We start from the raw sequence: 23605 nt of genomic DNA, 5'->3' as shown, positions 1-23605 counted from the left end.
ATTTAGTGTTATTACCCTAAGAACCCTTATGGGATCATTAAATAATATATTATAGGCAAACGACACAAATATTGTTGCTATCGCATAAGGTATGATTACAGCTGATAATCTTTTGCTAAAAAAATGTTTCAAACCATTTGATGAAAATGAAGCAGATAGTCCATAACCGGAAACAATTAAAAATATTGCTACGCTAAAGGCGGCAAAGTATCTGAAATCATAATTCAGCGTACTTTTATTGATATTTACGAGATGGCCAAGCATTACAATTAGTATTGCAAATCCTTTGAGATTAGTTGTGGTATCTTTGCTGAGCATATTAAAACGATTCATATATTTTAATGACGGAATGGAATTATTGATTTTCTTTGAAAAACCGCACAATAATATTTTTATGCTGTTTTTTCTGGAATCTGATCTGTGCGTTGCAACAAATCTCTCATTTTCCTTCTACATGCGCATTGTCACCTCCTTCAACGCCTCGCTAATTGCATGAGCGAATAGCTAGCGATCATCATCGTTTGATGGACCTTTTTACTCTATACTCCATCAACATTCAAATATTTTTCTGAATAAGGTGATATTTCACCGCTTCTCCTATTTTTACAACAGGAGAAGCACTCATGATTTACGGGTATGTTCGTGTATCAACAAATCATCAGGATACAGAGTTGCAATGTCTTGCACTTGAGTCAGCTGGGGCTTTGTTGAATAAATCAGATTTCGGGTAAGTCTCCCCCGTAGCGGGTTGTGTTTTCAGGCAATACGCACGCTTTCAGGCATACCTGCTTTCGTCATTTTGTTCAGCGCTCGTACCAGGGCCATAGCCTCCGCAACCTGACCATCGTAGTCACGCAGCGTCAGTGAACCCCCGAACAGCTGTTTTACCCGGTACATCGCCGTTTCCGCTATCGAGCGACGGTTGTAATCTGTTGTCCATTTCCACCGCGCATTACTCCCGGTCATTCGCTGATTAGCCACTGCACGGTTACGGTCTGCATATTCACCAGGCCAGTAACCCGCACCTTTTCGGGGAGGGATAAGCGCGCTGATTTTCTTACGCCGCAGTTCATCGTGACAGAGCCGGGTGTCGTAAGCGCCGTCTGCCGATGCTGCCCTGATTTTTCTGTGAGTCTGCCGGATAAGACCCGGGAAGGCTTCTGAGTCCGTCACATTGTTCAGCGACAGGTCTGCACAGATGATTTCATGTGTTTTGCTGTCAACTGCCAGATGCAACTTTCGCCATATACGACGGCGTTCTTTGCCGTGTTTTTTGACTTTCCATTCGCCTTCACCAAAGACCTTCAGCCCGGTGGAATCAACCACCAGATGCGCGATTTCACCTCGGGTGAACGTTTTGAAACTGACATTAACCGACTTTGCGCGCTTGCTGACACTGGTGTAATCCGGGCAGCGCAACGGAACATTCATCAGTGTAAAAATGGAATCAATAAAACCCTGTGCAGCCCGCAGGGTCAACCTGAACACGCGTTTAATGACCAGAACGGTGGTGATGGCGAGATCAGAATAGCGCTGAGGTCTTCCCCGTGATGAAGGCGTTGCCGACTCATACCAGGCCTGAATAGCTTCATCATCCAGCCAGAAAGTTATGGAGCCACGGTTGATGAGGGCTTTATTGTAGGTGGGCCAGTTGGTGATTTTGAACTTTTGCTTTGCCACGGAACGGTCTGCGTTGTCGGGAAGATGCGTGATCTGATCCTTCAACTCAGCAAAAGTTCGATTTATTCAACAAAGCCGTCAGCTGGCTGTGAGCGAATTTATGAAGAATATGCCAGTGGCAGAACAGCTAATCGCCCTGTGTTAAAGGAATTAATTTCGGTGATGAAAAGTGGAGATGAGTTGATTGTCTGGAAGCTAGATCGGATAGGGAGAAATGTGCTACATGCGCTATTGATGTTTCAAAATCTGCACGAAAAAGGCGTTAATTTTCGGAGTATTACAGATGGTGTAGACCTGAAAACAGCAAGTGGTCGCTATAATTTCCGTAATATTCTTTCTGCTGCGCAGTATGAATCTGATTTGAATAGCGAGCGAACTTTAGCTGGTTTGGCTATTGCCAGATCCAAAGGCCGGATTGGTGGGCGTAGACCGAAGTTTAGCGACGAGCAGTGGCAACAGATGGGAGCGCTCATAGCGGCAGGGAAATCACGGCGTTATGTTGCACGTATCTATAACGTTGGGCTATCAACCCTATATAAACGATTTCCTGTTACTGGCATTCAAACGAAATAATTTAAAAGCAATTTAAAGAGTTATTTGTCTAATGTTGGAAGCCGCAGCCACGTCGTATGCAAGAACGTGCTGCGGCTGGCTGGCGAACTTTCGATAGTGCGAGTATTGAATGATTTCCAGCCGTTACCGATTTTACGTGTTAATTAGTGAACAAACCACTCGTCAGCAGATTCCCAGGTATCTTTCAGAGTCTCCTGAACAAAAGTTTTTGCAGAATCCTTATCTGCGGTGCGTGTAACAGAAAGGCCATCGTTGCTGGTGGCTTTTACGATCACCTCTACATCGTCATAACGTTTACTGATGCGTCGGGTTAATTCTTCCTTTAACGCATCCACAGCACCGGTTGGCATTTTAGTCATTTTTTCTTTGGCTATGCAGATTTCAATACGCATAAAAGTCCCTCTATACTGTGTTTGTATACAGTATTATTTTAACTGTATGGATAAACAGTGTCAAGAGGTCTTATTTCTGCTCCTTTGGAGCTCTTCAAAACGATTATGTAAAGATTTCGGATACAGTTCGGTATATACCTGCCATAGCACGTTTAATGAACGATGCCCTGTAACCTGGGCGACTTCCTCAATACTAAAACCAGCCTCAAATAAGCGACTTGCCCCTTCTCTACGCAAATCATGGTATCGCAGATCTTTAATACCTAATTTGCTTCTTACCCTCTGGAATCCCGCAGTAACAGAAGTGCTGTTATATGGAAAAATGAATTCTGATTTTTTGGGTTGTCGTTGGACGATATCCCAGGCTTCCCCAAGCAAGGCTACTTTCATATGGTTGCCTTCCTTTTTACGTGGATCTTTCCTGTCTCTTACGAGTATGGATTTTTGTTCCTGATCGAGATCCTCCCATCGTAATCGGCATACTTCACCGATTCGCATACATGACCACACAGAAAATTTGAGGATATCAACGAACGGAATTTTTGAGCATTTATGTGTAGATCGTTGTTGAAGACCTTCAATGAGCATGTCCAGTTCATCAGATGCCGGTCTACGATTACGACGATTTGATTTACCAATTAAACCAACCTTTGGTAGAACGCCGATTTAAGCCCTGTTCAGCAGGGCTTTTTTACACGTTTAAACGGTTTTATTTTTCTGCGTCGCCGGGGTTGTTTGAGAAAAAGTCGAATTTGTTAACCTGGTTTTATCTCAACGACAGAGGTAAGACCGATGATTATTGGATATGCACGCGTAAGCTCAAACCACCAGGATACCGAGATGCAGATGCTCGCACTTCAGGCAGCCGGCTGTGAACAAATTTTCGAAGAGAAGGCCAGCGGCCGTAACACCAAACGTCGCATCCTGCGCCATGTAGTAGCGATGCTGCAACCGGGTGATGAGCTGGTACTCTGGAAGCTTGACCGCATTGGTCGTGACGTTCTTCATGCACTGGTCACGTTTCAGGAGTTGCATTCACGTAACGTAAACATCCGCTCTATCACTGATGGCGTGGACCTCAAGTCAGCATCGGGGCGCTACAATTTCCGCAATATTCTGTCGGCGGCGCAATATGAGTCCGATCTCAATAGTGAGAGAACGCTGGCAGGTCTGGCTGTCGCACGCTCCAAGGGCCGCTATGGTGGCCGTAGGCCGACATTCACTGACGAGCATTGGGATAAATTTGGGACTGCGCTGAAGTCAGGCAGGACTCACAGGGAGGTATCGAAAGAATTCGGTGTGGGGCTGTCAACGTTGTATAAAAAATTTCCGGGGAACAGCTGTTCAACTTCGGTCATGTGATCATCTGCTCATGGGCCGCCGGTTTTAGGCGGCTTTAAACCGGCTTAAAATCAGTATCAAATGATTTTATTTTTGCGCCAACGCGCGGTATCAAATGAGTTTCAAATCAGTATCAAATGATTTCGCGCGCTATACGTAGGGGTTTCAACACTCTACCGAAAATTTCCGGTAGGTAGTGGTAAGACATAATGCAGGCCGCCAGTGAATATTGAAGCTGGCAGCCTGAACCATGTTACAGCCCAGCTTGGCGAACCGTCGGGAATTCAGACACCAGCCACATATCAGATTCTTCAAACATTTCTTCCAGCATGCGGTTCAGCCGTTCTTTCTCAATTTTGGTGCAGTCGCTGTTTAAGGCGTTAGCCTGCATTGGCTTCACCCTCACCTCAGCATCGGGAAAAATCTGGTGCACCCGCTTCGTCAGCTCTGCCAGGATAATCTCTCTGGCCCCTTCGAGCCCCTCAACATTACGCTTGTCATAAACCAGTTCTACAAACATACGTGCTCCGCTAATTACTGTGTGAATATACAGTATTTTTGCTTTGGCGGTTTTGTCTGTCAAGGCATGAACCACTTGTTTTTAAATTTTGGGGAACATACTGCTGGCGTATTTGTTATCGAGTTGCCCTGCAGGGCTGATGTGGTCTGGCGTTGACTAGAATTATGCGTGGGGCATGGATGGGGCAAAAGTAGTCCCTGAAGTTCGTTAAAGTTCGTTAATCAAGCTTTATCTCGATCTCGCTCATCCCTTGTTTAAAGCGCTCCTGGACGATCTTTATCGATTTTAAAAACTATGAGTTCATATTATACAAATGTAGCAAAAAAGGGTTTTGACCCTGAAAAGATGAACATTCTGCATAGCGCGATTTGCGCAACAGGAATATATTGAAACGTTACTCGACAAACGATGCATAAGGTTTTCTATGACACAACAGCCACAAGCCAAATACCGCCACGACTACCGTGCGCCGGATTACCTGATTAGCGAAATCGATCTGACTTTTGACCTGGATGCCACAAAAACCGTTGTCACGGCGGTGAGCCAGGTGACGCGCCATAGCGCAACTGCGGTGCCGCTGCGTCTGGATGGTGAAGACCTGACGCTGGTCTCCCTGCATATTAATGATGAAGCCTGGTCGGACTATAAAGAAGAAAACAACCAGCTGGTCATCGACAACCTGCCGGAACAGTTTACGCTGCGCATCGTGAATGAAATCAGCCCGGCCGCCAACACCGCGCTGGAAGGGCTTTACCAGTCGGGCGTGGCGCTGTGTACCCAGTGTGAAGCGGAAGGGTTCCGCCATATAACCTGGTATCTCGACCGTCCGGACGTCCTGGCGCGCTTCACCACCAAAATCATCGCCGATAAAACCCTGTATCCCTTCCTGCTCTCCAACGGTAATCGCGTAGGCGAAGGCGAGCTGGAGAATGGCCGTCACTGGGTGCAGTGGCAGGATCCCTTCCCGAAACCGTGCTACCTGTTTGCGCTGGTGGCGGGGGACTTCGACGTGCTGCGCGATACATTCAAAACGCGCTCTGGTCGCGAGGTGGCGCTGGAGCTGTTCGTTGACCGCGGCAACCTTGACCGCGCGCCGTGGGCGATGACCTCTCTCATCAACTCCATGAAGTGGGACGAGGAACGCTTCGGCCTCGAATATGACCTCGACATCTATATGATCGTCGCTGTCGATTTCTTCAACATGGGCGCAATGGAGAACAAGGGCCTTAACGTCTTTAACTCTAAATACGTGCTGGCGCGTACCGATACCGCAACGGACAAAGACTACCTTGATATCGAACGCGTTATCGGCCACGAATATTTCCACAACTGGACCGGTAACCGCGTCACCTGCCGCGACTGGTTCCAGCTGAGCCTGAAAGAGGGCCTGACCGTCTTCCGCGATCAGGAGTTCAGCTCCGATCTGGGTTCACGCGCGGTGAATCGCATCAACAACGTGCGTACCATGCGTGGTCTGCAGTTTGCAGAAGATGCCAGCCCAATGGCGCATCCGATCCGCCCGGATAAAGTCATCGAGATGAACAACTTCTACACTCTGACGGTGTACGAGAAGGGCGCTGAAATTATCCGCATGATTCACACCCTTCTGGGCGAGGAGAACTTCCAGAAAGGGATGCAGCTGTACTTCGAGCGTCATGACGGCAGCGCGGCCACCTGCGACGATTTTGTGCAGGCGATGGAGGATGCCTCTAATGTCGATCTCTCTCACTTCCGCCGCTGGTACAGCCAGGCCGGGACGCCAGTTGTCACCGTCAAAGACGATTACAATCCGGAAACCGAGCAGTATACCCTGACCATCAGCCAGCGCACGCCGCCGACGGCGGAGCAGGAAGAGAAATATCCGCTGCATATTCCGTTCAGCATTGAGCTGTACGATAACGAAGGCAAAGTCATCCCGCTGCAGAAGGGCGGCCACCCGGTACACCACGTGCTGAACGTGACCCAGGCCGAACAGACCTTTATCTTCGATAACGTCTACTTCCAGCCGGTGCCTGCGCTGCTGTGTGAGTTCTCCGCGCCGGTGAAGCTGGAGTACAAGTGGAGCGATCAGCAGCTGACGTTCCTGATGCGTCACGCGCGTAACGACTTCTCCCGCTGGGATGCGGCGCAAAGCCTGCTGGCGACCTACATTAAGCTCAACGTAAACCGCCATCAGCAGGGCCAGCCGCTGTCGCTGCCTGTCCATGTGGCTGACGCGTTCCGCGCGATCCTGCTGGATGAGAAGATTGACCCGGCCCTGGCCGCTGAAATTCTGACCCTGCCGACAGCGACTGAAATCGCCGAGCTGTTTGACATCATCGACCCGATTGCGATCGTGGCGGTGCGTGAAGCGTTGACCCGTACGCTGGCTGCAGAACTGGCCGATGAGTTCCTCGCCATTTATAACGCCAACAAGCTTGACGCTTATCGCGTTGAGCACGCGGACATTGGTAAACGTTCTCTGCGCAATACCTGCCTGCGCTATCTGGCGTTTGGCGAAACCGAGCTGGCGAACACCCTGGTGAGCAAGCAGTATCACGAAGCGGATAACATGACCGACGCGCTGGCCGCGCTGGGCGCAAGCGTTGCCGCCGAACTGCCGTGCCGCGATGCGCTAATGCAGGAGTACGACGACAAGTGGCATCAGGATGGCCTGGTGATGGACAAGTGGTTCATCCTGCAGGCGACCAGTCCGGCGGCCGATGCGCTCAGCAACGTGCGCAGCCTGCTGAAGCATCGCTCCTTTACCCTGAGCAACCCAAACCGCGTGCGTTCTCTGATTGGCGCATTTGCCAGCAGCAACCCGGCGGCGTTCCACGCCGAAGACGGCAGCGGTTATCAGTTCATGGTGGAAATGCTGACCGAGCTGAACAGCCGTAACCCGCAGGTGGCGTCGCGTCTGATTGAGCCGCTGATCCGTCTGAAACGCTACGATGCGAAGCGTCAGGCGAAGATGCGTGCCGCGCTTGAGCAGCTGAAAGGGCTGGAGAACCTGTCTGGCGATCTATACGAGAAGATTGCTAAAGCGCTTGCCTGATGTAAAAGCCCGGTGGGCAGGTAAAAGCAAAACGGCAACCTCGGTTGCCGTTTTTAGTGTTTACTCCCTCTCCCCGTGGGAGAAGGCCGCGGTGAGGGCATCAGGCATTAGCCTTAGCTCGCCGCAACTCCGTTTCCCCCCGTTTCATCACCCGATCCAGCACTTCCGCTTCCAGCTCCGCCAGTCTTGCCGAGCCCACGCGACGAGGCCGCGGAAGATCCACCGTCAGATCCAGACCGATTTTCCCTTCCTCTATTAACAGCACCCGGTCAGCCATGGCGACGGCTTCGCTCACGTCATGCGTCACCAGCAGTACCGTAAAGCCGTGCGCCTGCCAGAGGGATCCAATCAAATCCTGCATTTCGATTCGCGTCAGGGCGTCGAGCGCGCCCAGCGGTTCATCGAGCAACAGCAGGCCCGGACGGTGAATCAACGCCCGCGCCAGCGCCACGCGCTGCTTCTGTCCACCCGAAAGGGCAGCAGGCCATTCATCGGCTCGATTTTCCAGCCCAACGGCGGCCAGCGCCTGGCGGGCTTCATCCCGCCAGCTGCCCTTAAGACCGAGCCCGACGTTGTCGATAACCGTTTTCCACGGCAGCAGCCGCGCGTCCTGGAACATCATGCGGGTATCGTCCTGAATATTCGCAAGCGGCGTTGTCCCTGCCAGAATGTCGCCGCCGTTGGGGGCTTCCAGTCCGGCCAGCAGCCGTAGCAGCGTACTCTTGCCTCCGCCGCTGCGCCCGACGACGGCCACAAACTGTCCGGCGGGAATATGCAGATCCAGCCTGTTAAGAATGGTCTTTTCGCCGTAGCGTTTGGTGACGCCGTTCAGCAGTAACGGGGTCCCCTGATTCAGTCGTGCAGTATTCATGCTTTCGCCTCCTGAAGGGTATAGGCCGGGTTCCAGCGCAGCCAGCTGCGCTCCAGCCACTGGGCGCTGACGTCAGCGAGTTTGCCGAGCAGGGCATAAAGGATAATGGCAACCACCACCACGTCCGTTTGCAGAAATTCGCGGGCGTTCATCGCCAGGTAGCCAATCCCGGAGTTAGCTGAGATGGTTTCCGCCACAATCAGCGTCAGCCACATCAGGCCGAGCGCAAAACGCACCCCGACCATAATGGAGGGCAGGGCGCCCGGCAGAATGACATGAATAAAGAGGGAAAAACCCGATAAGCCGTAGCTGCGCGCCATCTCCACCAGACCGCGATCGATGTTGCGGATGCCGTGCCAGGTGTTGATGTAGATCGGGAACAGTGTGCCCAGCGCCACGAGGAAGATCTTGGCGCTCTCATCAATTCCAAACCACAAAATGACCAGCGGGATCAGCGCCAGATGCGGCACGTTGCGCAGCATCTGGATGGAGGTATCCAGCAGCCGCTCGCCCCAGCGTGAAAGGCCGCTGATCAGGCCCAGAACCAGACCGATGCTGCCGCCGATGGAAAATCCAATCACGGCGCGCCAGGAGCTGATCGCCAGGTGCTGCCACAGCTCTCCGCTAACGCTCAGCGACCAGAACGCTTCTACAACGCCCTCCGGAGAGGGCAGAATGCGGCTCGACAGCCAGCCGGTAGACGATGCGAGCTGCCAGAGCGCCACAATGCCGACGGGTAAAAACCACGGCGCGGCGCGCAGCAGCCATTTTTGTGAGGTGGCAGACATGGTCACTCCTTAGCTCTGGGCGGCTTTGCGTGGGATAAACTCGTTCGCCACGGCTTCGCCCTGAAGCTGAAGCCGCTGCGGCTGCGGAATTTCCGGAATGGCAACATCCAGATGCGGGAATAACAGCTCGCCCACCTTGTACGCCTCTTCAAGATGCGGGTAACCGGAGAGAATAAAGCTGTCGATACCCAGGTCAGCGTATTCATTAATCCGGGCGGCTACGGTCTGTCCGTCGCCGACCAGCGCCGTGCCCGCACCGCCGCGCACCAGGCCAACGCCCGCCCACAGGTTCGGGCTGATCTCCAGATTCTCGCGCTTGCCGTTGTGCAGGGACGCCATTCGGTGCTGTCCGACGGAGTCGGTTTTGGCAAACGCGGCCTGCGCCCTGGCGATGGTCTCATCGTCCAGATGGGAAATCAGACGGTCGGCGGCCTGCCAGGCTTCTTCATTGGTTTCGCGCACGATTACGTGCAGGCGAATACCGAAGCGCACCTTGCGGCCATGGGCGGCCGCCTTAGCGCGTACCTGGGCAATTTTTTCTTTCACCAGCTCAGGCGGTTCGCCCCAGGTAAGATAGAGATCGACCTGCTCTGCCGCCAGATCCTGGGCCACATCCGACGATCCGCCAAAATAGAGCGGCGGTCGCGGCTGCTGAACCGGCGGGAAGTAGAGCTTCGCGTCACGAACGTGAATATGCTTGCCTTCAAAGGTGACGGTTTCACCTTCCAGCAGACGTCGCCAGACGCGGGTGAACTCGGCGGAGGCTTCATAGCGCTCGGTATGGTCGAGGAACACCCCATCGCCCGCCAGCTCCTGCGGATCGCTGCCCGTCACCAGGTTAAACAGGGCGCGACCGTTGGACAGCCTGTCCAGCGTTGCCGCCTGACGCGCCGCCACGGTGGGGGAGACCACGCTCGGGCGTAACGCAACCAGGAACTTCAGACGCTGGGTGACCGGGATCATCGACGCGGCGACCAGCCAGGCATCTTCACATGAACGTCCGGTCGGGATCAGCACCCCGGTGAAACCGATTCGGTCTGCCGCCTGCGCAATCTGCTGCAGGTAGCCGTGGTCAACCGGGCGCGAGCCCTCTTCTGTACCAAGATAGTGTCCATCACCGTGGGTGGGTAAAAACCAGAAAAGATTCAGACTCATGATTTAGCTCCTTCTTTGCCTGCGGGCTGCCAGATGCGTTCGCGGATAGTGACCTGTTTTGGCACCAGGTGGTTTTGATAGAAAAGGTCAGCCGTTTGTTGCTGAAGCGCGGCGACGTGCGCGTCCACGGGCGTAATGGTGGTCGGCGGACGGTGGTTGAGATAGCTCGCGATCACCGGCTCAGGTAAGCCCATGGTTTTCGCCAGCAGGGCAATGCTCTCCTGACGCTGGGTCTGGGTCAGCGCATCGGCCTGGGTAAAGGTATCCAGTACGCCCTGAATAAATGCGCCGTTCTTTTCAGCATAAGGACGCGCGGCCAGATAGAACGAGCCGGTCTGCTTCAGCGTGGTACCGTCTTTCAGCACGCGAACGCCGCCCTGCAGCAATGCGGCGGAGTAGTACGGATCCCAGATGGCCCAGGCATCAACGTTCTTCTGCTGGAACGCGGCGCGGGCGTCGGCAGGCGTCAGGTAAACAGGCTGAATGTCAGTGAACTTCAGCCCGGCTTCCTGCAGGGCACGCAACAGCAGGTTGTGTGAGCTGGAACCTTTCTGGAAAGCCACTTTATGCCCTTTGAGGTCGGCGACGCTTTTAATGTCGCTGTTTTCAGGCACCAGAATCACTTCGGCCTTCGGTTTGGGCGGCTCAACGCCAACATAGACGAGGTCTGCTCCCGCCGCCTGGGCAAATATCGGCGGAATATCGCCCGTGCTGCCGAGATCGATACTGCCGACGTTCAGGGCCTCCAGCATCTGCGGGCCAGCAGGGAACTCCACCCAGGAGAATTTGGTGTCCGGGAAGCGTTTTTCCAGCAGCTGGTGGCTTTTCGCCAGCACCATGCTGACGCTGCCTTTCTGATAGCCAATGCGCAAACTTTCCGGAGCCGCTTCTGCGGCATGGGCCAGCGAGGTAAGTGCCATCAGACCTGCCAGTCCGATACGGGTTAACGTTTTAAACATGTGCGACTCCTTGAGGCTGACCAAACGCCGGGGCCTGGATATCCCTGCGGTGCAGAGCGTGCCAGAAGGTTTCCAGTGCGTTATCGAGGCGGGTTTGCAGGTTCGGCGTAAAATGAGGTTTATGTTGATAATCGATAATCTGGGAGTCATCTGCGAAAACGCCGTGGAGGATCTCCTGCGCTTTCAGCGCGTTCAGCACCGGCTTCAGGGCATAATCCACTGCCAATAAATGGGCAACCGTACCGCCCGTTGCCAGCGGCAGCACAACTTTGCCGTCCAGGGCGCGCTCCGGAAGCAGATCGAGCAGGGTTTTCAGCGCCCCGGAAAAGGAGGCTTTATAAATGGGCGTTGCCACAATTAAGCCGTCAGCGCCGTTAAGCTGCTCGATGAGCGTTTTAAGAGCAGGGCTGTCGAAACGGGCATAGAGCAGATCTTCAGGTTCGAAGTTATGCAGGTTCCAGTGGCACACTTCCACATCCAGGGCATTGAGTTTTTCGCGGGCATATTCCAGCAGGGCGCTGGAGCGCGAAGGGAATCGTGGACTTCCGGCCAGGGTAATGACGCGCATACTTCCTCCTTATAACCAATTGTTTGCTTTTATCTAACATTCATAACAATTTTCAGGAGTGTGACACCGCGCGGTTATTCCACTAAATGATTTATCTGCAATTAAAATGCGAAAAAGTGCATAAGAAATAGACGGGAAGGTAAACGATTGCGTTTTGCGCTGATTTTTTGCCGCAGGTCAATTCCCTTTCGCGCGTGGATCGCCCATAATCCCCTCCCGGTTTGCACACCGGGAATCCAGGAGAGTTCATGTACTACCCCTTCGTTCGTAAAGCCCTTTTCCAGCTCGACCCTGAGCGCGCTCATGAATTTACATTCCAGCAATTACGTCGTATTACCGGAACGCCGCTGGCCGCTCTGGTGCGTCAGAATGTGCCGGAAAAACCTGTGCAGTGCATGGGTCTGACCTTTAAAAATCCGCTGGGTCTGGCGGCCGGTCTGGACAAAAATGGCGAGTGCATTGATGCCCTGGGCGCGATGGGCTTTGGCTCCATTGAAATCGGTACCGTTACGCCGCGCCCGCAGCCGGGAAATGACAAGCCGCGCCTGTTCCGCCTGGTTGAAGCCGAAGGGCTGATCAACCGCATGGGCTTTAATAACCTCGGTGTTGATCACCTGGTGGAGAACGTAAAAAAAGCCCATTTTGACGGGATATTAGGCATCAATATCGGCAAAAATAAAGACACGCCGGTCGAGCAGGGTAAAGATGACTATCTGATTTGTATGGAAAAAGTCTACGCCTATGCCGGTTATATCGCGGTGAATATTTCTTCACCCAATACTCCGGGTCTGCGTTCTTTACAATATGGCGAAGCGCTGGACGATCTTCTGAGTGCCATTAAAAATAAACAAAATGAACTCCAGACGATCCACCATAAATATGTTCCGGTCGCGGTTAAGATCGCCCCGGATCTTTCTCCTGAAGAATTGATCCAAGTTGCCGACAGTTTGGTTCGCCATAATATTGATGGTGTTATTGCGACCAATACCACTCTAGATCGTTCCCTCGTGCAGGGAATGAAAAACTGTGACGAAGCGGGTGGGTTAAGTGGACGTCCGGTGCAATTAAAAAGCACCGAAATTATTCGCGCGCTGTCTGCGGAATTAAAAGGACGTCTGCCGATTATTGGCGTCGGCGGCATTGACTCAGTGATTGCTGCGCGCGAGAAAATGGCGGCAGGTGCGTCACTGGTGCAAATCTATTCCGGCTTTATTTTTAAAGGACCGCCGTTGATTAAAGAAATCGTTACTCATATCTAATCTTTTCTCTTAATCAGACAACCAGGGCTTTATTTCCAGCCCTGGTTGTTTTATATTCCGTCACTGTTGCTTATTTAGTCATTATAGTCTTTTATTAATGGTGTTATAAACGAAGCGGCAATCAGGACATTTTTAGTACAGGACGTTTGGGGACGGGAGAGACACATGCGAATTAAACCTGACGATAACTGGCGCTGGTATTTTTGCGACGAGCATGACCGAATGATGCTCGATTTAGCCAATGGCATGTTGTTTCGTTCTCGTTTTGCCCGCCGAATGTTAACCCCGGATGCATTTTCCCCGTCGGGCTTTTGCGTTGACGATGCGGCGCTTTATTTCTCCTTTGAAGAAAAATGTCGCGATCTGGTGCTCTCTAAAGAGCAGCGTGCCGAGCTGGTATTAAATGCGCTGGTGGCTATCCGCTTCCTGAAACCGCAAATGCCAAAAAGCTGGCATTTTCTTGCGCATGGTATGAGCTGGACCCCGGCAACGGGTGACGCGGCCAGCGTCAATCTGAGCGATACCGCAGAAGAGGTGAGCCTGCTGGTGGTTGAGCCAGGCGAAAATGCGGCGCTCTGCCTGCTGGCACAGCCCGGCGTAACCATTGCCGGGCGGACGATGCAGCTTGGCGATGCCATTAAAGTGATGAACGACAGGCTTAAGCCACAGCTGCGCGTAGATTCCTTCAGCCTTGAACAGGCGGTTTAAGCTTCCAGCTGTACGGACGTTTTCGGTATGCAGCTACAGCACAGAATTGTGCCGTCATTTCCAATTGCCGATTTTTTCAGCGCACTGACCTCTCCATCCACCAGCCTGATGCGGCAGCATCCGCAAATGCCTGCGCGACAGGAATAGGGTACGCGAATACCTGCCTGCTCCAGTTGCTCCAGTAATACCTGCTGGTTGTTGCCACGGATGACGTTGCCCTGCCAGTGAATATCTACCGCAGAGGCGACATTCGTCACAACGTCGACCATTTCTTCTTCCTGACCTGAGCCGTACGCTTTTGCAGGCCCTCGGGCAAGAATTTCTACCTCATCACCGACGCGGATTGCGCCGCTGGAGCGCGGGATCAGGTTCTGACCAAAATCCACATCGCCGTTATCCTGCGCGGTGCGGAACGACTGCAGCGTCTTCAGCGGCTCGCCGGAAGGGTGCTTCTGGCCTTTCTCAGGGCTCACCGTGGTGAAAATGCAGCGGCTGCAGGGTTTTACGACATCAAAGATGACGCTGCCGATGCGGATCACTTTCCAGGTGTCTTCTTCCCAGGCATCGGCGCCCGTGACCACCAGGTTCGGACGGAACTGTTCCATCTGAACGCTGGCCTTGCAGCGGCCTTGTAAATCGCGCAGCGAGGCTTCGTTAGTCAGCAGGAACGGGAAACCATCGGCGAAGGAAAGGGGAACGGCGTCATGGCGCTTAACGCGACGCGTCAGTTCAGGACCTACCCAGCGCAGCTGCACGTCGCGAGAGAAGAAACCGCTCAGCCAGCGGTTAATCTCATCCGGGGCGATGCGCGCGGTAAAATGATTGCCCCACACTTCCGTTGGCGCATCGACAGGCGCAAAATCAGCAAAGCGAATTACCGCGCTGGAACCGTCCGGCGCGGTAAGGTGTAAACCGTCATGAAGCGGGGAAGGGGTAAAGCGAACCATCTGCGGGAACTGGCGTGCGGTAATGAACGTGCCGTCAGGCTCGGTGACCATAAAAATACGATCGAAGGCGAATCCGCTCATGTCGGCCAGCGCGTGAGAGACGCCAATGCCGCGCATGGATTTCACCGGATGAATAAAAAGCCTGGATAACGTCGCCACTGCACACTCCCACAAATGAAAATAAGCCTTCAACTTTATGACATACACGCCATATTAGCTATAATGCGCGACAATTTTCTAAGAGTAAAAGTGACGATATGAATTCTCTGTTTGCCAGTACGGCCCGTGGGCTGGAAGAGCTGTTAAAAACTGAACTGGAAAGCCTGGGCGCGCAAGAGTGCCAGGTGGTTCAGGGTGGTGTCCATTTTGAGGGCGACACGCGGCTTATTTACCAGAGCCTGATGTGGAGCCGTCTGGCGTCGCGCATCATGCTGCCGATGAAGGAGTGCAAGGTCTATAGCGACCTGGACCTCTATACCGGCGTACAGATGATCGACTGGACAGAGATCTTCACGCCCAATGCCACCTTTGCGGTGCATTTCAACGGCGTGAACGACGAGATCCGCAACAGCCAGTACGGTGCCCTGCGCGTAAAAGACGCCATTGTGGACTGCTTCACGCGTAAAAATAAGGAACGTCCAAACGTCGATCGCGAAAATCCGGATCTGCGTATTAACGTCTGGCTCAACGGTGACACGGCGAGTATTTCTCTCGATCTGAGTGGCGCAGGCCTGCACCTGCGCGGCTACCGCGATCGTACCGGTATGGCGCCAATTAAAGAAACGCTGGCCGCCGCCATTGTAATGCGCTCCGGCTGGCAGCCGGGCACGCCGCTGCTCGATCCGATGTGTGGTTCCGGTACGTTGCTGATTGAAGCGGCCATGCTGGCAACCGACCGCGCGCCGGGCCTGCATCGCGGTCACTGGGGTTTTAAAGGCTGGGCGCAGCACGACGAAGCGCTCTGGAAAGAGGTCAAAGACGACGCGCAGACCCGCGCGCGTAAAGGTCTGGCGGAGTACACCTCCCACTTCTACGGTTCGGACAGCGACCCGCGCGTGATCGAACGCGCGCGCAGCAACGCCCGTCGCGCCGGTATCGGCGAGCTGGTCACCTTCGAGGTGAAAGACGTGGCGAACCTGACCAACCCGCTGCCAAAAGGCCCGTACGGTACCGTGATCAGCAACCCGCCATACGGTGAGCGTCTGGACAGCGAACCGGCGCTGATTGCCCTGCACAGCCTGCTGGGGCGCAATATGAAGGACTACTTCGGCGGCTGGAACCTGTCGCTGTTTAGCGCCTCGCCGGAGCTGCTGAGCTGCCTGCAGCTGCGTGCCGATCGCCAGTTTAAAGCGAAAAACGGCCCGCTGGACTGCGTGCAGAAAAACTACCATCTGGCGGAGAAAGCGGCGGACAGTAAGCCATCCGGCGTGGCGGAAGATTACGCCAACCGCCTGCGCAAGAACCTGAAGAAATACGAGAAGTGGGCGAAGCAGGAAGGGATTGAATGCTACCGCCTGTACGACGCCGATCTGCCGGAGTACAACGTGGCGGTTGACCGCTACGCGGACTGGGTGGTGATTCAGGAATATGCTCCACCGAAAACCATTGATGCGCAAAAAGCGCGTCAGCGCATGCTGGATGTGATTGCGGCCACCATCGCCGTGCTCGGCATTGCGCCAAACAAGCTGGTGCTGAAAACCCGCGAGCGTCAGAAAGGGAAAAATCAGTACCAGAAGATGGGCGAGAAGGGGGACTTTATCGAAGTGGGCGAATACAACGCTCGCCTGTGGGTGAACCTGACCGACTATCTCGATACCGGCCTGTTCCTCGACCACCGTATCGCCCGTCGCATGCTGGGTCAGATGAGCAAGGGCAAAGATTTCCTCAACCTGTTCTCCTATACCGGCAGCGCGAGCGTGCATGCGGGTCTGGGCGGCGCGCGGAGCACCACCACGGTAGATATGTCCCGCACCTATCTGGAGTGGGCGGAGCGCAACCTGCGTCTTAACGGGCTTACCGGACGTCAGCACCGACTGATGCAGGCCGACGTGCTGGGCTGGCTGCGTGATACCGACGAGCAGTTCGACCTGATCTTTATCGATCCGCCGACCTTCTCCAACTCCAAGCGCATGGAGGATAGCTTTGACGTTCAACGCGATCACCTGCGCCTGATGACCGACCTGAAGCGCCTGCTGCGTAAGGGCGGCACCATTATGTTCTCGAACAACAAACGCGGCTTCCGTATGGATCATGACGGCTTAGCAGCCCTGGGACTGAAAGCACAAGAAATTAGCCAAAAAACGCTGTCTCAGGACTTTGCCCGCAACCGTCAAATTCATAACTGCTGGTTGATTACCGCGGTCTGAAAGGAAAAATAAATGTCTTTAATTAGTATGCACGGCGCGTGGCTCTCTTTCAGCGACTCGCCGCTTCTCGATAATGCAGAGCTGCATATCGAAGATAACGAGCGCGTCTGTCTGGTGGGCCGTAACGGCGCGGGTAAATCCACGCTGATGAAAATCCTCAACCGCGAACAGGGGCTGGATGACGGCCGCATCGTTTACGAGCAGGATCTGATCGTCTCCCGCCTCCAGCAGGACCCGCCGCGTCACGTGACCGGCAGCGTTTACGATTTCGTGGCGGAAGGGATCTCTGAGCAGGCCGAATATCTGAAGCGCTATCACGAGATATCGCATCTGGTGATGACCGATCCGAGCGACAAGAACCTCAACGAACTGGCGAAAGTGCAGGAGATGCTCGATCACCACGGTCTGTGGCAGCTTGAAAACCGCATTAACGAGGTTCTGGCCCAGCTTGGTCTGGAAGCGGACATGGAGCTGTCGGCGCTCTCCGGCGGCTGGCTGCGTAAAGCGGCCCTGGGCCGCGCGCTGGTCAGCGGGCCGAAGGTGCTGCTGCTGGACGAACCGACGAACCACCTGGATATCGAAGCGATTGACTGGCTGGAAGGGTTCCTGAAAACCTTCAGCGGCACCATCATCTTTATCTCGCACGACCGTTCGTTTATTCGCAACATGGCAACGCGTATTGTCGATCTCGACCGCGGCAAGCTGGTCACCTATCCTGGCGATTACGACACCTATCTGCTTGAGAAAGAAGAAAACCTGCGTGTGGAAGAGCTGCAGAATGCGGAGTTCGACCGCAAGCTGGCGCAGGAAGAGGTGTGGATCCGCCAGGGCATCAAGGCCCGCCGTACCCGTAACGAAGGCCGCGTGCGCGCTCTGAAGGCAATGCGCCGTGAGCGCAGCGAACGACGTGAAGTGATGGGCAGCGCCAAAATGCAGGTGGAAGAAGCGTCCCGTTCCGGCAAGATTGTCTTCGAAATGGAAAACGTCAACTATCAGGTTGATGGAAAAGTGCTGGTGAAAGATTTCTCCGCCCAGGTTCAGCGCGGTGACAAAATTGCGCTTATCGGCCCGAACGGCTGTGGTAAAACCACGCTGCTGAAGCTGATGCTGGGCCAGCTGCAGGCCGACAGCGGCCGCATTCACTGTGGGACTAAGCTGGAAGTTGCCTACTTCGACCAGCACCGCGCGGAGCTGGATCCGGACCGCACGGTGATGGATAACCTCGCCGAAGGCAAGCAAGAGGTGATGGTAAACGGCAAGCCGCGCCACGTGCTGGGCTATCTGCAGGACTTCCTGTTCCATCCGAAACGTGCGATGACCCCTGTGCGTGCGTTATCTGGCGGAGAGCGTAATCGTCTGCTGCTGGCGCGTCTGTTCCTGAAACCAAGTAACCTGTTGATTCTCGATGAACCAACGAACGACCTGGATGTCGAAACGCTGGAATTGCTCGAAGAACTGATTGACGGTTATCAGGGGACAGTAATGCTGGTCAGCCACGATCGTCAGTTCGTGGATAACACCGTAACCGAGTGCTGGATCTTCGAAGGTGAAGGGCGAATTGGACAATACGTAGGCGGTTATCACGATGCAAAAGGGCAGCAATCGCAGTCTCTGGCGCAGAAACAGTCAAAGTCCAAAATAAGTTCAGAACCTGCTGTAACAAAAGCAGAAACTGTCAAGAAAACCTCGGCTAAACTAAGCTATAACCTGCAGCGCGAACTGGAGGGGCTACCGCAGCGTCTTGAAGAGCTGGAGGCCGCGCTTGAGGATCTGCAAAAACAGGTCGCTGATGCGTCATTTTTTACCCAATCGCATGACTATACTCAGAAGGTACTGGCTGAACTGTCCGCGGCTGAAAAAGCCCTGGAAGAAGCATTTGAGCGCTGGGAGTACCTTGAGTCTCTGAAAAACGGCGCATAAACAGGGATAACATATGTGTGACCAGCACCATGCCGACAGGCATATTTTATGCTCGCAATGCGATATGCTCGTGGCGTTGCCAGAGCTTGGTCACGGACATAAAGCCCTGTGTCCACGTTGCGGCGCAACGTTGACAACCGAGTGGGACGCGCCGCGGCAGCGTCCCACTGCTTACGCTCTGGCAGCATTGTTCATGCTGCTGCTCTCCAATCTCTTCCCCTTCATCTATATGAAGGTGGGAGGGATAACCAGCCAGGTGGATCTGCTTGAAATCCCGGGCGTGATGTTCTCGGAAGATTACGCCAGCCTCGGCACCTTTTTTCTCCTGTTTGTCCAGATAGTCCCGGCTTTTTGCCTGGTCGTTATCCTTTTGCTGGTCAACCGCTTCAGGATGCCCTCATCACTGAAAATCCGGCTCGCGCGTATCCTTTTTCAGCTCAAAAGCTGGGGCATGGCCGAGATCTTTCTGGCGGGCATTCTGGTCAGTTTCGTGAAGCTCATGGCGTACGGTGATGTGGGGATCGGCAGCAGCTTTATTCCGTGGTGCCTGTACTGTGTCCTGCAGCTGCGCGCCTTCCAGTGCGTGGACAGGCGCTGGGCGTGGGATGATATCGCCCCGGCACCGACGCTTGCGCAGACGGTAAAAGTCGGCGTGCCCGGCATTCGTCAGGGGCTACGCTCGTGCCCGTGCTGTACCGCCGTACTGCCCGCCGATCTCGATGTTTGTCCACGCTGCGAAACGAAAGGGCACGTACGCCGTAAAAACAGCCTGCAGTGGACGATGGCTCTGCTGGTCACGTCTATCATGCTGTATCTGCCAGCCAATATTCTGCCAATCATGATCACCGATTTGCTCGGTGACAAAATGCCCTCGACGATCCTGGCCGGTGTGATACTGCTGTGGGGCGAAGGTTCCTATCCTGTCGCCGGCGTGATCTTTATCGCCAGTATTATGGTGCCAACCTTAAAAATGATCGCCATCGCCTGGCTCTGCTGGGATGCGAAAGGTCATGGAAAACGCGACAGCGAACGTATGCACCTGATTTATGAAGTGGTTGAGTTTGTCGGACGCTGGTCAATGATTGACGTGTTTGTCATCGCCGTTCTCTCTGCACTGGTGCGAATGGGCGGCTTGATGAGTATTTATCCCGCGATGGGGGCTTTAATGTTTGCACTGGTCGTGATTATGACCATGTTTGCGGCCATGACCTTCGACCCTCGTTTATCGTGGGATCGTGAGCCTGAATCAAGGCATGAGGAAGAGTAAGAGCATGGAAAATAAGAGTGGAGAGGCGAAAGTGCAGAAGGTCAAGAACTGGTCACCGGTGTGGATTTTCCCCATCGTGACCGCGCTGATCGGGGCATGGATCCTGTTTTATCACTACAGCCATCAGGGACCGGAAGTGACGCTGATTACCACCAATGCCGAGGGGATTGAGGGCGGTAAAACGACCATCAAAAGCCGGAGCGTGGATGTGGGCGTGGTGGAAAGCGCAACCCTGACCGACGATTTAACTCATGTGGAGATTAAGGCGCGCCTTAATGCCGGCATGGAAAAACTGCTGCACGGCGATTCCGTTTTCTGGGTCGTTAAGCCGCAGGTGGGGCGTGAGGGGATTAGCGGCTTAGGAACGTTGCTTTCGGGTGCCTACATTGAGCTGCAGCCTGGCGCTAAGGGTAACCAGCCAGCCAAATACCAGCTTCTGGATTCGCCGCCGCTTGCACCGCCTGATGCCAAGGGGATCCGCGTGATCCTCGACAGCAAAAAAGCCGGCCAGCTCACGGCGGGTGACCCGGTTCTGTTCCGCGGCTACCGCGTCGGGTCGGTTGAGAAAAGCACGTTTGATCCGCAGAAACGCGCGATCAGCTATCAGCTCTTCATCAATGCGCCAAACGATCGACTGGTCACCAGCAACGTCCGTTTCTGGAAAGACAGCGGGATCGCGGTGGATCTGACCTCGGCAGGCATGCGCGTTGAAATGGGTTCGCTGACCACGCTTTTTGGCGGCGGCGTGAGTTTTGACGTGCCGGAAGGCCTGGATTTGGGCCAGCCGGTCGCAGAGAATACCGCTTTCCGCCTCTTTGACGATCAAAAAAGCATTCAGGATGCGCTCTATACCGATCACATTGACTTCCTGATGTTCTTTAAAGACTCTGTTCGCGGCCTGCAGCCGGGGGCGCCTGTTGAGTTCCGCGGCATTCGCCTCGGTACGGTTGGGCAAGTTCCGTTCTTTGTCCCGGGCCTGAGCCAGATGCTGGACGATGATTATCGTATTCCGGTGCTGATCCGCATTGAGCCGGAGCGTCTGCTTAACCAGATTGGCGATAATCAGGATATTGCCACCCATATCAGTCAACTGATGGAGCGTGGCCTGCGTGGCTCCTTGAAGACGGGTAACCTGGTTACCGGCGCGCTGTATGTCGATATGGATTTCTACCCGAAAGCACCGCCGATTACCGGTATCCGCGAATTCGGTGGCTACAAAATCATCCCAACGGTGAGCAGCGGTCTGGCTCAGATCCAACAGCGCCTGATGGAGACGCTGGATAAGATCAACAATCTGCCACTGAATCCGATGATTGAAGCGGCGACGAACTCTCTGAGCGAAAGCCAGGCAACGATGCGTCGTCTGCAAACTACGCTGGATAACATCAACAAGATCACGGCGAGCCAGAGTATGCAGCAGCTGCCGCAGGATATGCAGAAAACGCTGCGTGAGCTGAACCGCAGTATGCAGGGCTTCCAGCCGGGTTCAGCGGCCTACAACAAGATGGTGGCAGATATGCAGCGTCTTGATCAGGTCTTACGTGAACTGCAGCCGGTGCTGAAAACGCTTAACGAGAAGAGCAACGCGCTGGTGTTCGAAGCGAAAGATAAAAAGGATCCTGAGCCGAAGAGGGCAAAAGAATGAAAAAGTGGCTATTGATGGTTGGCGCTCTGCTGTTAACGGCGTGCAGTTCAGGGGTAGATAATAAAAGCTACTATCAGCTGCCCGTGGCTACCCACAGCGGTGGGCAAAGCACGGCCAGCCAGGGAAACCGCCAGCTGTGGGTTGAGCAGGTTGCCGTGCCGGATTATCTGGCAGGAAACGGTGTGGTCTATCAGACCAGCGACGTTAAATATGTGATTGCGACGAACAACCTGTGGGCCAGCCCTCTGGATCAGCAGCTGCGCAACACGCTGGTGGCCAATCTGGGCAGCCAGCTTCCGGGGTGGGTAGTCGCGTCGCAGCCGCTGGGTAACGATCAGGATACGCTGAACGTCACCGTAACGGGCTTCCACGGCCGTTATGACGGTGCGGTGGTGATTAGCGGGGAGTGGTTGCTGAACCATCAGGGGCAGCTGATTAAGCGTCCTTTCCATCTGGAGCTGAAGCAGCAGAAAGATGGCTACGACGAAATGGTGAAAGTCCTGGCTCAGGGTTGGGCACAGGAGTCGGCCAGCATCGCGAGAGAAATTTCCCGGCTGCCATAAGTAAAATTCATCATCAAAAACCGCAGTTGGCCTGTTGCTGATTGCGGTTTTTTTTCGTTTTCAGTTCAGTTTGTTACTTGTGCTACGTCACAATTTTTGTACAAATGAACTTCCAGCTAGCTCACAAATATGACACCCGTATGAATTTTGAACATTGACGATGCGACTAATTCGGGGTATTCGTTATCTGTGCCTGTGCATTTAGTGCAGACACTGTTTTCTTTCCACCAGACAAAAGAATGAGGGAAACGAGGCATGAAGAGACAGAAACGAGATCGCCTGGAACGGGCTCATCAACGTGGTTATCAGGCCGGCATCGCTGGACGTTCTAAAGAAATGTGTCCTTATCAGACGATAAATCAAAGGTCACAATGGCTTGGAGGCTGGCGAGAAGCCATCGGCGACAGGGCACTCATAGCCTGATAACGTCTCTTTCAAAAAAGAAACCTCCGCAATGCGGAGGTTTCGCCTTTCTGGGGGTGCCAAAAACACGATCAGAAAGCTGAAGTATCCTGGAACAGGCCGACTTTCAGGTCGCTTGCGCTATAGATCAGACGACCGTCTACCAGCACTTCGCCATCTGCCAGGCCCATAATCAGGCGGCGGTTAACGATGCGCTTGAAGTGAATACGATAGGTCACTTTCTTCGCTGTAGGCAGGACCTGGCCGGTGAACTTTACTTCGCCCACGCCCAGCGCACGGCCTTTACCTTCGCCGCCCAGCCAGCCCAGATAGAAGCCAACCAGCTGCCACATGGCATCCAGGCCAAGACAGCCAGGCATTACCGGATCGCCAATAAAGTGGCAACCGAAGAACCACAGGTCCGGGTTGATATCGAGTTCTGCTTCTACGTAACCCTTATCGAAGTTGCCGCCGGTTTCGGTCATTTTCACGACACGGTCCATCATCAGCATGTTCGGGGCCGGTAACTGTGGGCCTTTAGCGCCAAACAGTTCACCGCGACCAGAGGCAAGAAGATCTTCTTTTGTATAGGATTCGCGTTTATCTACCATGTTCTCAGTAAGCCTTATTTTAGTGAAGGACGC

General features: G+C 54.0%; 22 protein-coding genes and 2 pseudogenes. 12 read left to right on the top strand and 12 right to left on the bottom strand.

The features are described 5' to 3' along the window. The coding region (locus INF68_RS16475; RefSeq protein ID WP_193525362.1) for an acyltransferase family protein at positions 1–318 on the bottom strand (318 nt) is incomplete at its 3' end. 305 nt (positions 319–623) lie between these two features. Here INF68_RS16475 and INF68_RS23520 point away from each other — a divergent pair. Next, positions 624–701 (top strand): annotated as a pseudogene (locus INF68_RS23520) (DNA-invertase); the annotation flags it as partial. A gap of 55 nt (positions 702–756) precedes the next feature. Here INF68_RS23520 and INF68_RS16470 read toward each other — a convergent pair. Next, positions 757–1725 (bottom strand): IS5 family transposase, encoded by a 969-nt coding sequence (locus tag INF68_RS16470; RefSeq protein WP_180258314.1) that lies wholly within the window; start codon positions 1723–1725, stop codon positions 757–759. Between INF68_RS16470 and INF68_RS16465 the strand changes: the two genes are divergently transcribed. Beyond that, positions 1705–2253 carry a recombinase family protein gene (locus INF68_RS16465; protein ID WP_227412885.1) on the top strand — a complete coding sequence of 183 codons (549 nt, stop codon included), beginning with the start codon at positions 1705–1707 and terminating at the stop codon, positions 2251–2253. The two genes, INF68_RS16470 and INF68_RS16465, sit on opposite strands and share 21 nt — an antisense overlap. Before the next feature lie 143 nt (positions 2254–2396). Here the strand turns inward: INF68_RS16465 and INF68_RS16460 are convergent, their stop codons facing one another. Both INF68_RS16460 and INF68_RS16455 read right to left on the bottom strand, forming a co-directional pair. Then, positions 2397–2645, bottom strand: coding sequence for a DinI-like family protein (locus tag INF68_RS16460; RefSeq protein ID WP_001217553.1), 249 nt, complete (start codon positions 2643–2645; stop codon positions 2397–2399). A 60-nt stretch (positions 2646–2705) separates the two neighbouring features. Then, positions 2706–3302: pseudogene (locus tag INF68_RS16455) on the bottom strand (site-specific integrase); the annotation flags it as partial. Positions 3303–3437: 135 nt separating this feature from the next. Here INF68_RS16455 and INF68_RS16450 point away from each other — a divergent pair. Continuing rightward, the gene (locus INF68_RS16450; protein WP_046275175.1) at positions 3438–4007 is read left to right on the top strand and encodes a recombinase family protein; all 570 of its coding nucleotides are present in this window, start codon (positions 3438–3440) and stop codon (positions 4005–4007) included. A gap of 232 nt (positions 4008–4239) precedes the next feature. On the opposite strand, the gene INF68_RS16445 is transcribed toward INF68_RS16450, so the two are convergent. Next, positions 4240–4506, bottom strand: a complete 267-nt coding sequence (locus INF68_RS16445; protein WP_193525361.1) for a DinI family protein — start codon at positions 4504–4506, stop codon at positions 4240–4242. A gap of 424 nt (positions 4507–4930) precedes the next feature. Between INF68_RS16445 and pepN the strand changes: the two genes are divergently transcribed. Continuing rightward, entirely contained in the window at positions 4931–7543 is a 2613-nt protein-coding gene (gene pepN / locus INF68_RS16440; protein ID WP_126787256.1) for an aminopeptidase N, read from the top strand. A gap of 100 nt (positions 7544–7643) precedes the next feature. Here pepN and ssuB read toward each other — a convergent pair whose 3' ends face one another. Genes ssuB through ssuE form a run of 5 tightly spaced genes read right to left on the bottom strand, consistent with a single transcriptional unit; the run spans position 7644 to position 11884 of the window. Continuing rightward, a complete protein-coding gene (ssuB, locus tag INF68_RS16435; protein ID WP_126787255.1) occupies positions 7644–8414 on the bottom strand; it encodes an aliphatic sulfonates ABC transporter ATP-binding protein in 771 nt (256 codons plus the stop codon). Further along, on the bottom strand, positions 8411–9202 hold the full coding sequence (gene ssuC / locus INF68_RS16430; protein WP_023311016.1) for an aliphatic sulfonate ABC transporter permease SsuC: 792 nt from the start codon (positions 9200–9202) through the stop codon (positions 8411–8413). Before ssuC ends, ssuB begins: the two co-directional genes overlap by 4 nt. A 9-nt stretch (positions 9203–9211) precedes the next feature. Further along, positions 9212–10357: an FMNH2-dependent alkanesulfonate monooxygenase gene (gene ssuD / locus INF68_RS16425; RefSeq protein WP_126787254.1), complete on the bottom strand. Its 1146-nt coding sequence runs from the start codon at positions 10355–10357 to the stop codon at positions 9212–9214. Further along, complete coding sequence (locus INF68_RS16420; RefSeq protein ID WP_039261603.1) at positions 10354–11316, bottom strand: sulfonate ABC transporter substrate-binding protein; 963 nt, start codon at positions 11314–11316, stop codon at positions 10354–10356. Before INF68_RS16420 ends, ssuD begins: the two co-directional genes overlap by 4 nt. Beyond that, positions 11309–11884: an NADPH-dependent FMN reductase gene (ssuE, locus tag INF68_RS16415; protein ID WP_047174502.1), complete on the bottom strand. Its 576-nt coding sequence runs from the start codon at positions 11882–11884 to the stop codon at positions 11309–11311. Before ssuE ends, INF68_RS16420 begins: the two co-directional genes overlap by 8 nt. A gap of 248 nt (positions 11885–12132) precedes the next feature. On the opposite strand from ssuE, the gene pyrD reads away from it, so the two are divergent. Both pyrD and zapC read left to right on the top strand, forming a co-directional pair. Next, on the top strand, positions 12133–13143 hold the full coding sequence (pyrD, locus tag INF68_RS16410) for a quinone-dependent dihydroorotate dehydrogenase (RefSeq protein WP_023311019.1): 1011 nt from the start codon (positions 12133–12135) through the stop codon (positions 13141–13143). 165 nt (positions 13144–13308) lie between these two features. Then, positions 13309–13851, top strand: coding sequence for a cell division protein ZapC (gene zapC / locus INF68_RS16405; RefSeq protein WP_023311020.1), 543 nt, complete (start codon positions 13309–13311; stop codon positions 13849–13851). Here the strand turns inward: zapC and INF68_RS16400 are convergent. Continuing rightward, positions 13848–14957, bottom strand: coding sequence for a YcbX family protein (locus tag INF68_RS16400; RefSeq protein ID WP_045354500.1), 1110 nt, complete (start codon positions 14955–14957; stop codon positions 13848–13850). The two genes, zapC and INF68_RS16400, sit on opposite strands and share 4 nt — an antisense overlap. A 98-nt stretch (positions 14958–15055) precedes the next feature. Between INF68_RS16400 and rlmKL the strand changes: the two genes are divergently transcribed. The 6 genes from rlmKL to rmf all read left to right on the top strand — a co-directional run bounded on the left by rlmKL (position 15056) and on the right by rmf (position 22982). Continuing rightward, positions 15056–17164, top strand: coding sequence for a bifunctional 23S rRNA (guanine(2069)-N(7))-methyltransferase RlmK/23S rRNA (guanine(2445)-N(2))-methyltransferase RlmL (rlmKL, locus tag INF68_RS16395; protein WP_126787253.1), 2109 nt, complete (start codon positions 15056–15058; stop codon positions 17162–17164). Positions 17165–17176: 12 nt separating this feature from the next. Further along, on the top strand, positions 17177–19084 hold the full coding sequence (locus INF68_RS16390) for an ABC transporter ATP-binding protein (RefSeq protein ID WP_033145115.1): 1908 nt from the start codon (positions 17177–17179) through the stop codon (positions 19082–19084). A 13-nt stretch (positions 19085–19097) separates the two neighbouring features. Then, positions 19098–20351, top strand: a complete 1254-nt coding sequence (pqiA, locus tag INF68_RS16385) for a membrane integrity-associated transporter subunit PqiA (RefSeq protein ID WP_126787252.1) — start codon at positions 19098–19100, stop codon at positions 20349–20351. A gap of 4 nt (positions 20352–20355) precedes the next feature. Next, entirely contained in the window at positions 20356–21996 is a 1641-nt protein-coding gene (gene pqiB, locus INF68_RS16380; protein ID WP_109844539.1) for an intermembrane transport protein PqiB, read from the top strand. Then, positions 21993–22559, top strand: coding sequence for a membrane integrity-associated transporter subunit PqiC (gene pqiC, locus INF68_RS16375; RefSeq protein WP_024907767.1), 567 nt, complete (start codon positions 21993–21995; stop codon positions 22557–22559). The genes pqiB and pqiC overlap by 4 nt, the downstream gene beginning before the upstream one ends. Positions 22560–22814: 255 nt before the next feature. Next, positions 22815–22982: a ribosome modulation factor gene (gene rmf, locus INF68_RS16370; RefSeq protein ID WP_013097261.1), complete on the top strand. Its 168-nt coding sequence runs from the start codon at positions 22815–22817 to the stop codon at positions 22980–22982. A gap of 71 nt (positions 22983–23053) precedes the next feature. On the opposite strand, the gene fabA is transcribed toward rmf, so the two are convergent. Beyond that, positions 23054–23572, bottom strand: coding sequence for a 3-hydroxyacyl-[acyl-carrier-protein] dehydratase FabA (gene fabA, locus INF68_RS16365; RefSeq protein WP_008499931.1), 519 nt, complete (start codon positions 23570–23572; stop codon positions 23054–23056). Positions 23573–23605 lie beyond the last annotated feature (33 nt).

Source organism: Enterobacter cloacae complex sp. P16RS2 (assembly GCF_014982155.1).
Lineage (GTDB): Bacteria > Pseudomonadota > Gammaproteobacteria > Enterobacterales > Enterobacteriaceae > Enterobacter > Enterobacter cloacae_M.
The sequence above is the reverse complement of the archived record's forward strand: the minus strand, read 5'-3'. Positions and strand labels throughout refer to the sequence as shown.

What these genes read in the sequence shown, in the direction of transcription:
- INF68_RS16445 (WP_193525361.1), bottom strand. Translation starts at nt 4,506, where the DNA reads ATGTTTGTAGAACTGGTTTATGACAAGCGTAATGTTGAGGGGCTCGAA.
- ssuE (WP_047174502.1), bottom strand. Translation starts at nt 11,884, where the DNA reads ATGCGCGTCATTACCCTGGCCGGAAGTCCACGATTCCCTTCGCGCTCC.
- rmf (WP_013097261.1), top strand. Translation starts at nt 22,815, where the DNA reads ATGAAGAGACAGAAACGAGATCGCCTGGAACGGGCTCATCAACGTGGT.
- pqiC (WP_024907767.1), top strand. Translation starts at nt 21,993, where the DNA reads ATGAAAAAGTGGCTATTGATGGTTGGCGCTCTGCTGTTAACGGCGTGC.
- INF68_RS16390 (WP_033145115.1), top strand. Translation starts at nt 17,177, where the DNA reads ATGTCTTTAATTAGTATGCACGGCGCGTGGCTCTCTTTCAGCGACTCG.
- ssuC (WP_023311016.1), bottom strand. Translation starts at nt 9,202, where the DNA reads ATGTCTGCCACCTCACAAAAATGGCTGCTGCGCGCCGCGCCGTGGTTT.
- rlmKL (WP_126787253.1), top strand. Translation starts at nt 15,056, where the DNA reads ATGAATTCTCTGTTTGCCAGTACGGCCCGTGGGCTGGAAGAGCTGTTA.
- pqiA (WP_126787252.1), top strand. Translation starts at nt 19,098, where the DNA reads ATGTGTGACCAGCACCATGCCGACAGGCATATTTTATGCTCGCAATGC.
- INF68_RS16420 (WP_039261603.1), bottom strand. Translation starts at nt 11,316, where the DNA reads ATGTTTAAAACGTTAACCCGTATCGGACTGGCAGGTCTGATGGCACTT.
- ssuD (WP_126787254.1), bottom strand. Translation starts at nt 10,357, where the DNA reads ATGAGTCTGAATCTTTTCTGGTTTTTACCCACCCACGGTGATGGACAC.
- pqiB (WP_109844539.1), top strand. Translation starts at nt 20,356, where the DNA reads ATGGAAAATAAGAGTGGAGAGGCGAAAGTGCAGAAGGTCAAGAACTGG.
- INF68_RS16450 (WP_046275175.1), top strand. Translation starts at nt 3,438, where the DNA reads ATGATTATTGGATATGCACGCGTAAGCTCAAACCACCAGGATACCGAG.
- fabA (WP_008499931.1), bottom strand. Translation starts at nt 23,572, where the DNA reads ATGGTAGATAAACGCGAATCCTATACAAAAGAAGATCTTCTTGCCTCT.
- pepN (WP_126787256.1), top strand. Translation starts at nt 4,931, where the DNA reads ATGACACAACAGCCACAAGCCAAATACCGCCACGACTACCGTGCGCCG.
- zapC (WP_023311020.1), top strand. Translation starts at nt 13,309, where the DNA reads ATGCGAATTAAACCTGACGATAACTGGCGCTGGTATTTTTGCGACGAG.
- ssuB (WP_126787255.1), bottom strand. Translation starts at nt 8,414, where the DNA reads ATGAATACTGCACGACTGAATCAGGGGACCCCGTTACTGCTGAACGGC.
- INF68_RS16460 (WP_001217553.1), bottom strand. Translation starts at nt 2,645, where the DNA reads ATGCGTATTGAAATCTGCATAGCCAAAGAAAAAATGACTAAAATGCCA.
- INF68_RS16465 (WP_227412885.1), top strand. Translation starts at nt 1,705, where the DNA reads ATGCGTGATCTGATCCTTCAACTCAGCAAAAGTTCGATTTATTCAACA.
- pyrD (WP_023311019.1), top strand. Translation starts at nt 12,133, where the DNA reads ATGTACTACCCCTTCGTTCGTAAAGCCCTTTTCCAGCTCGACCCTGAG.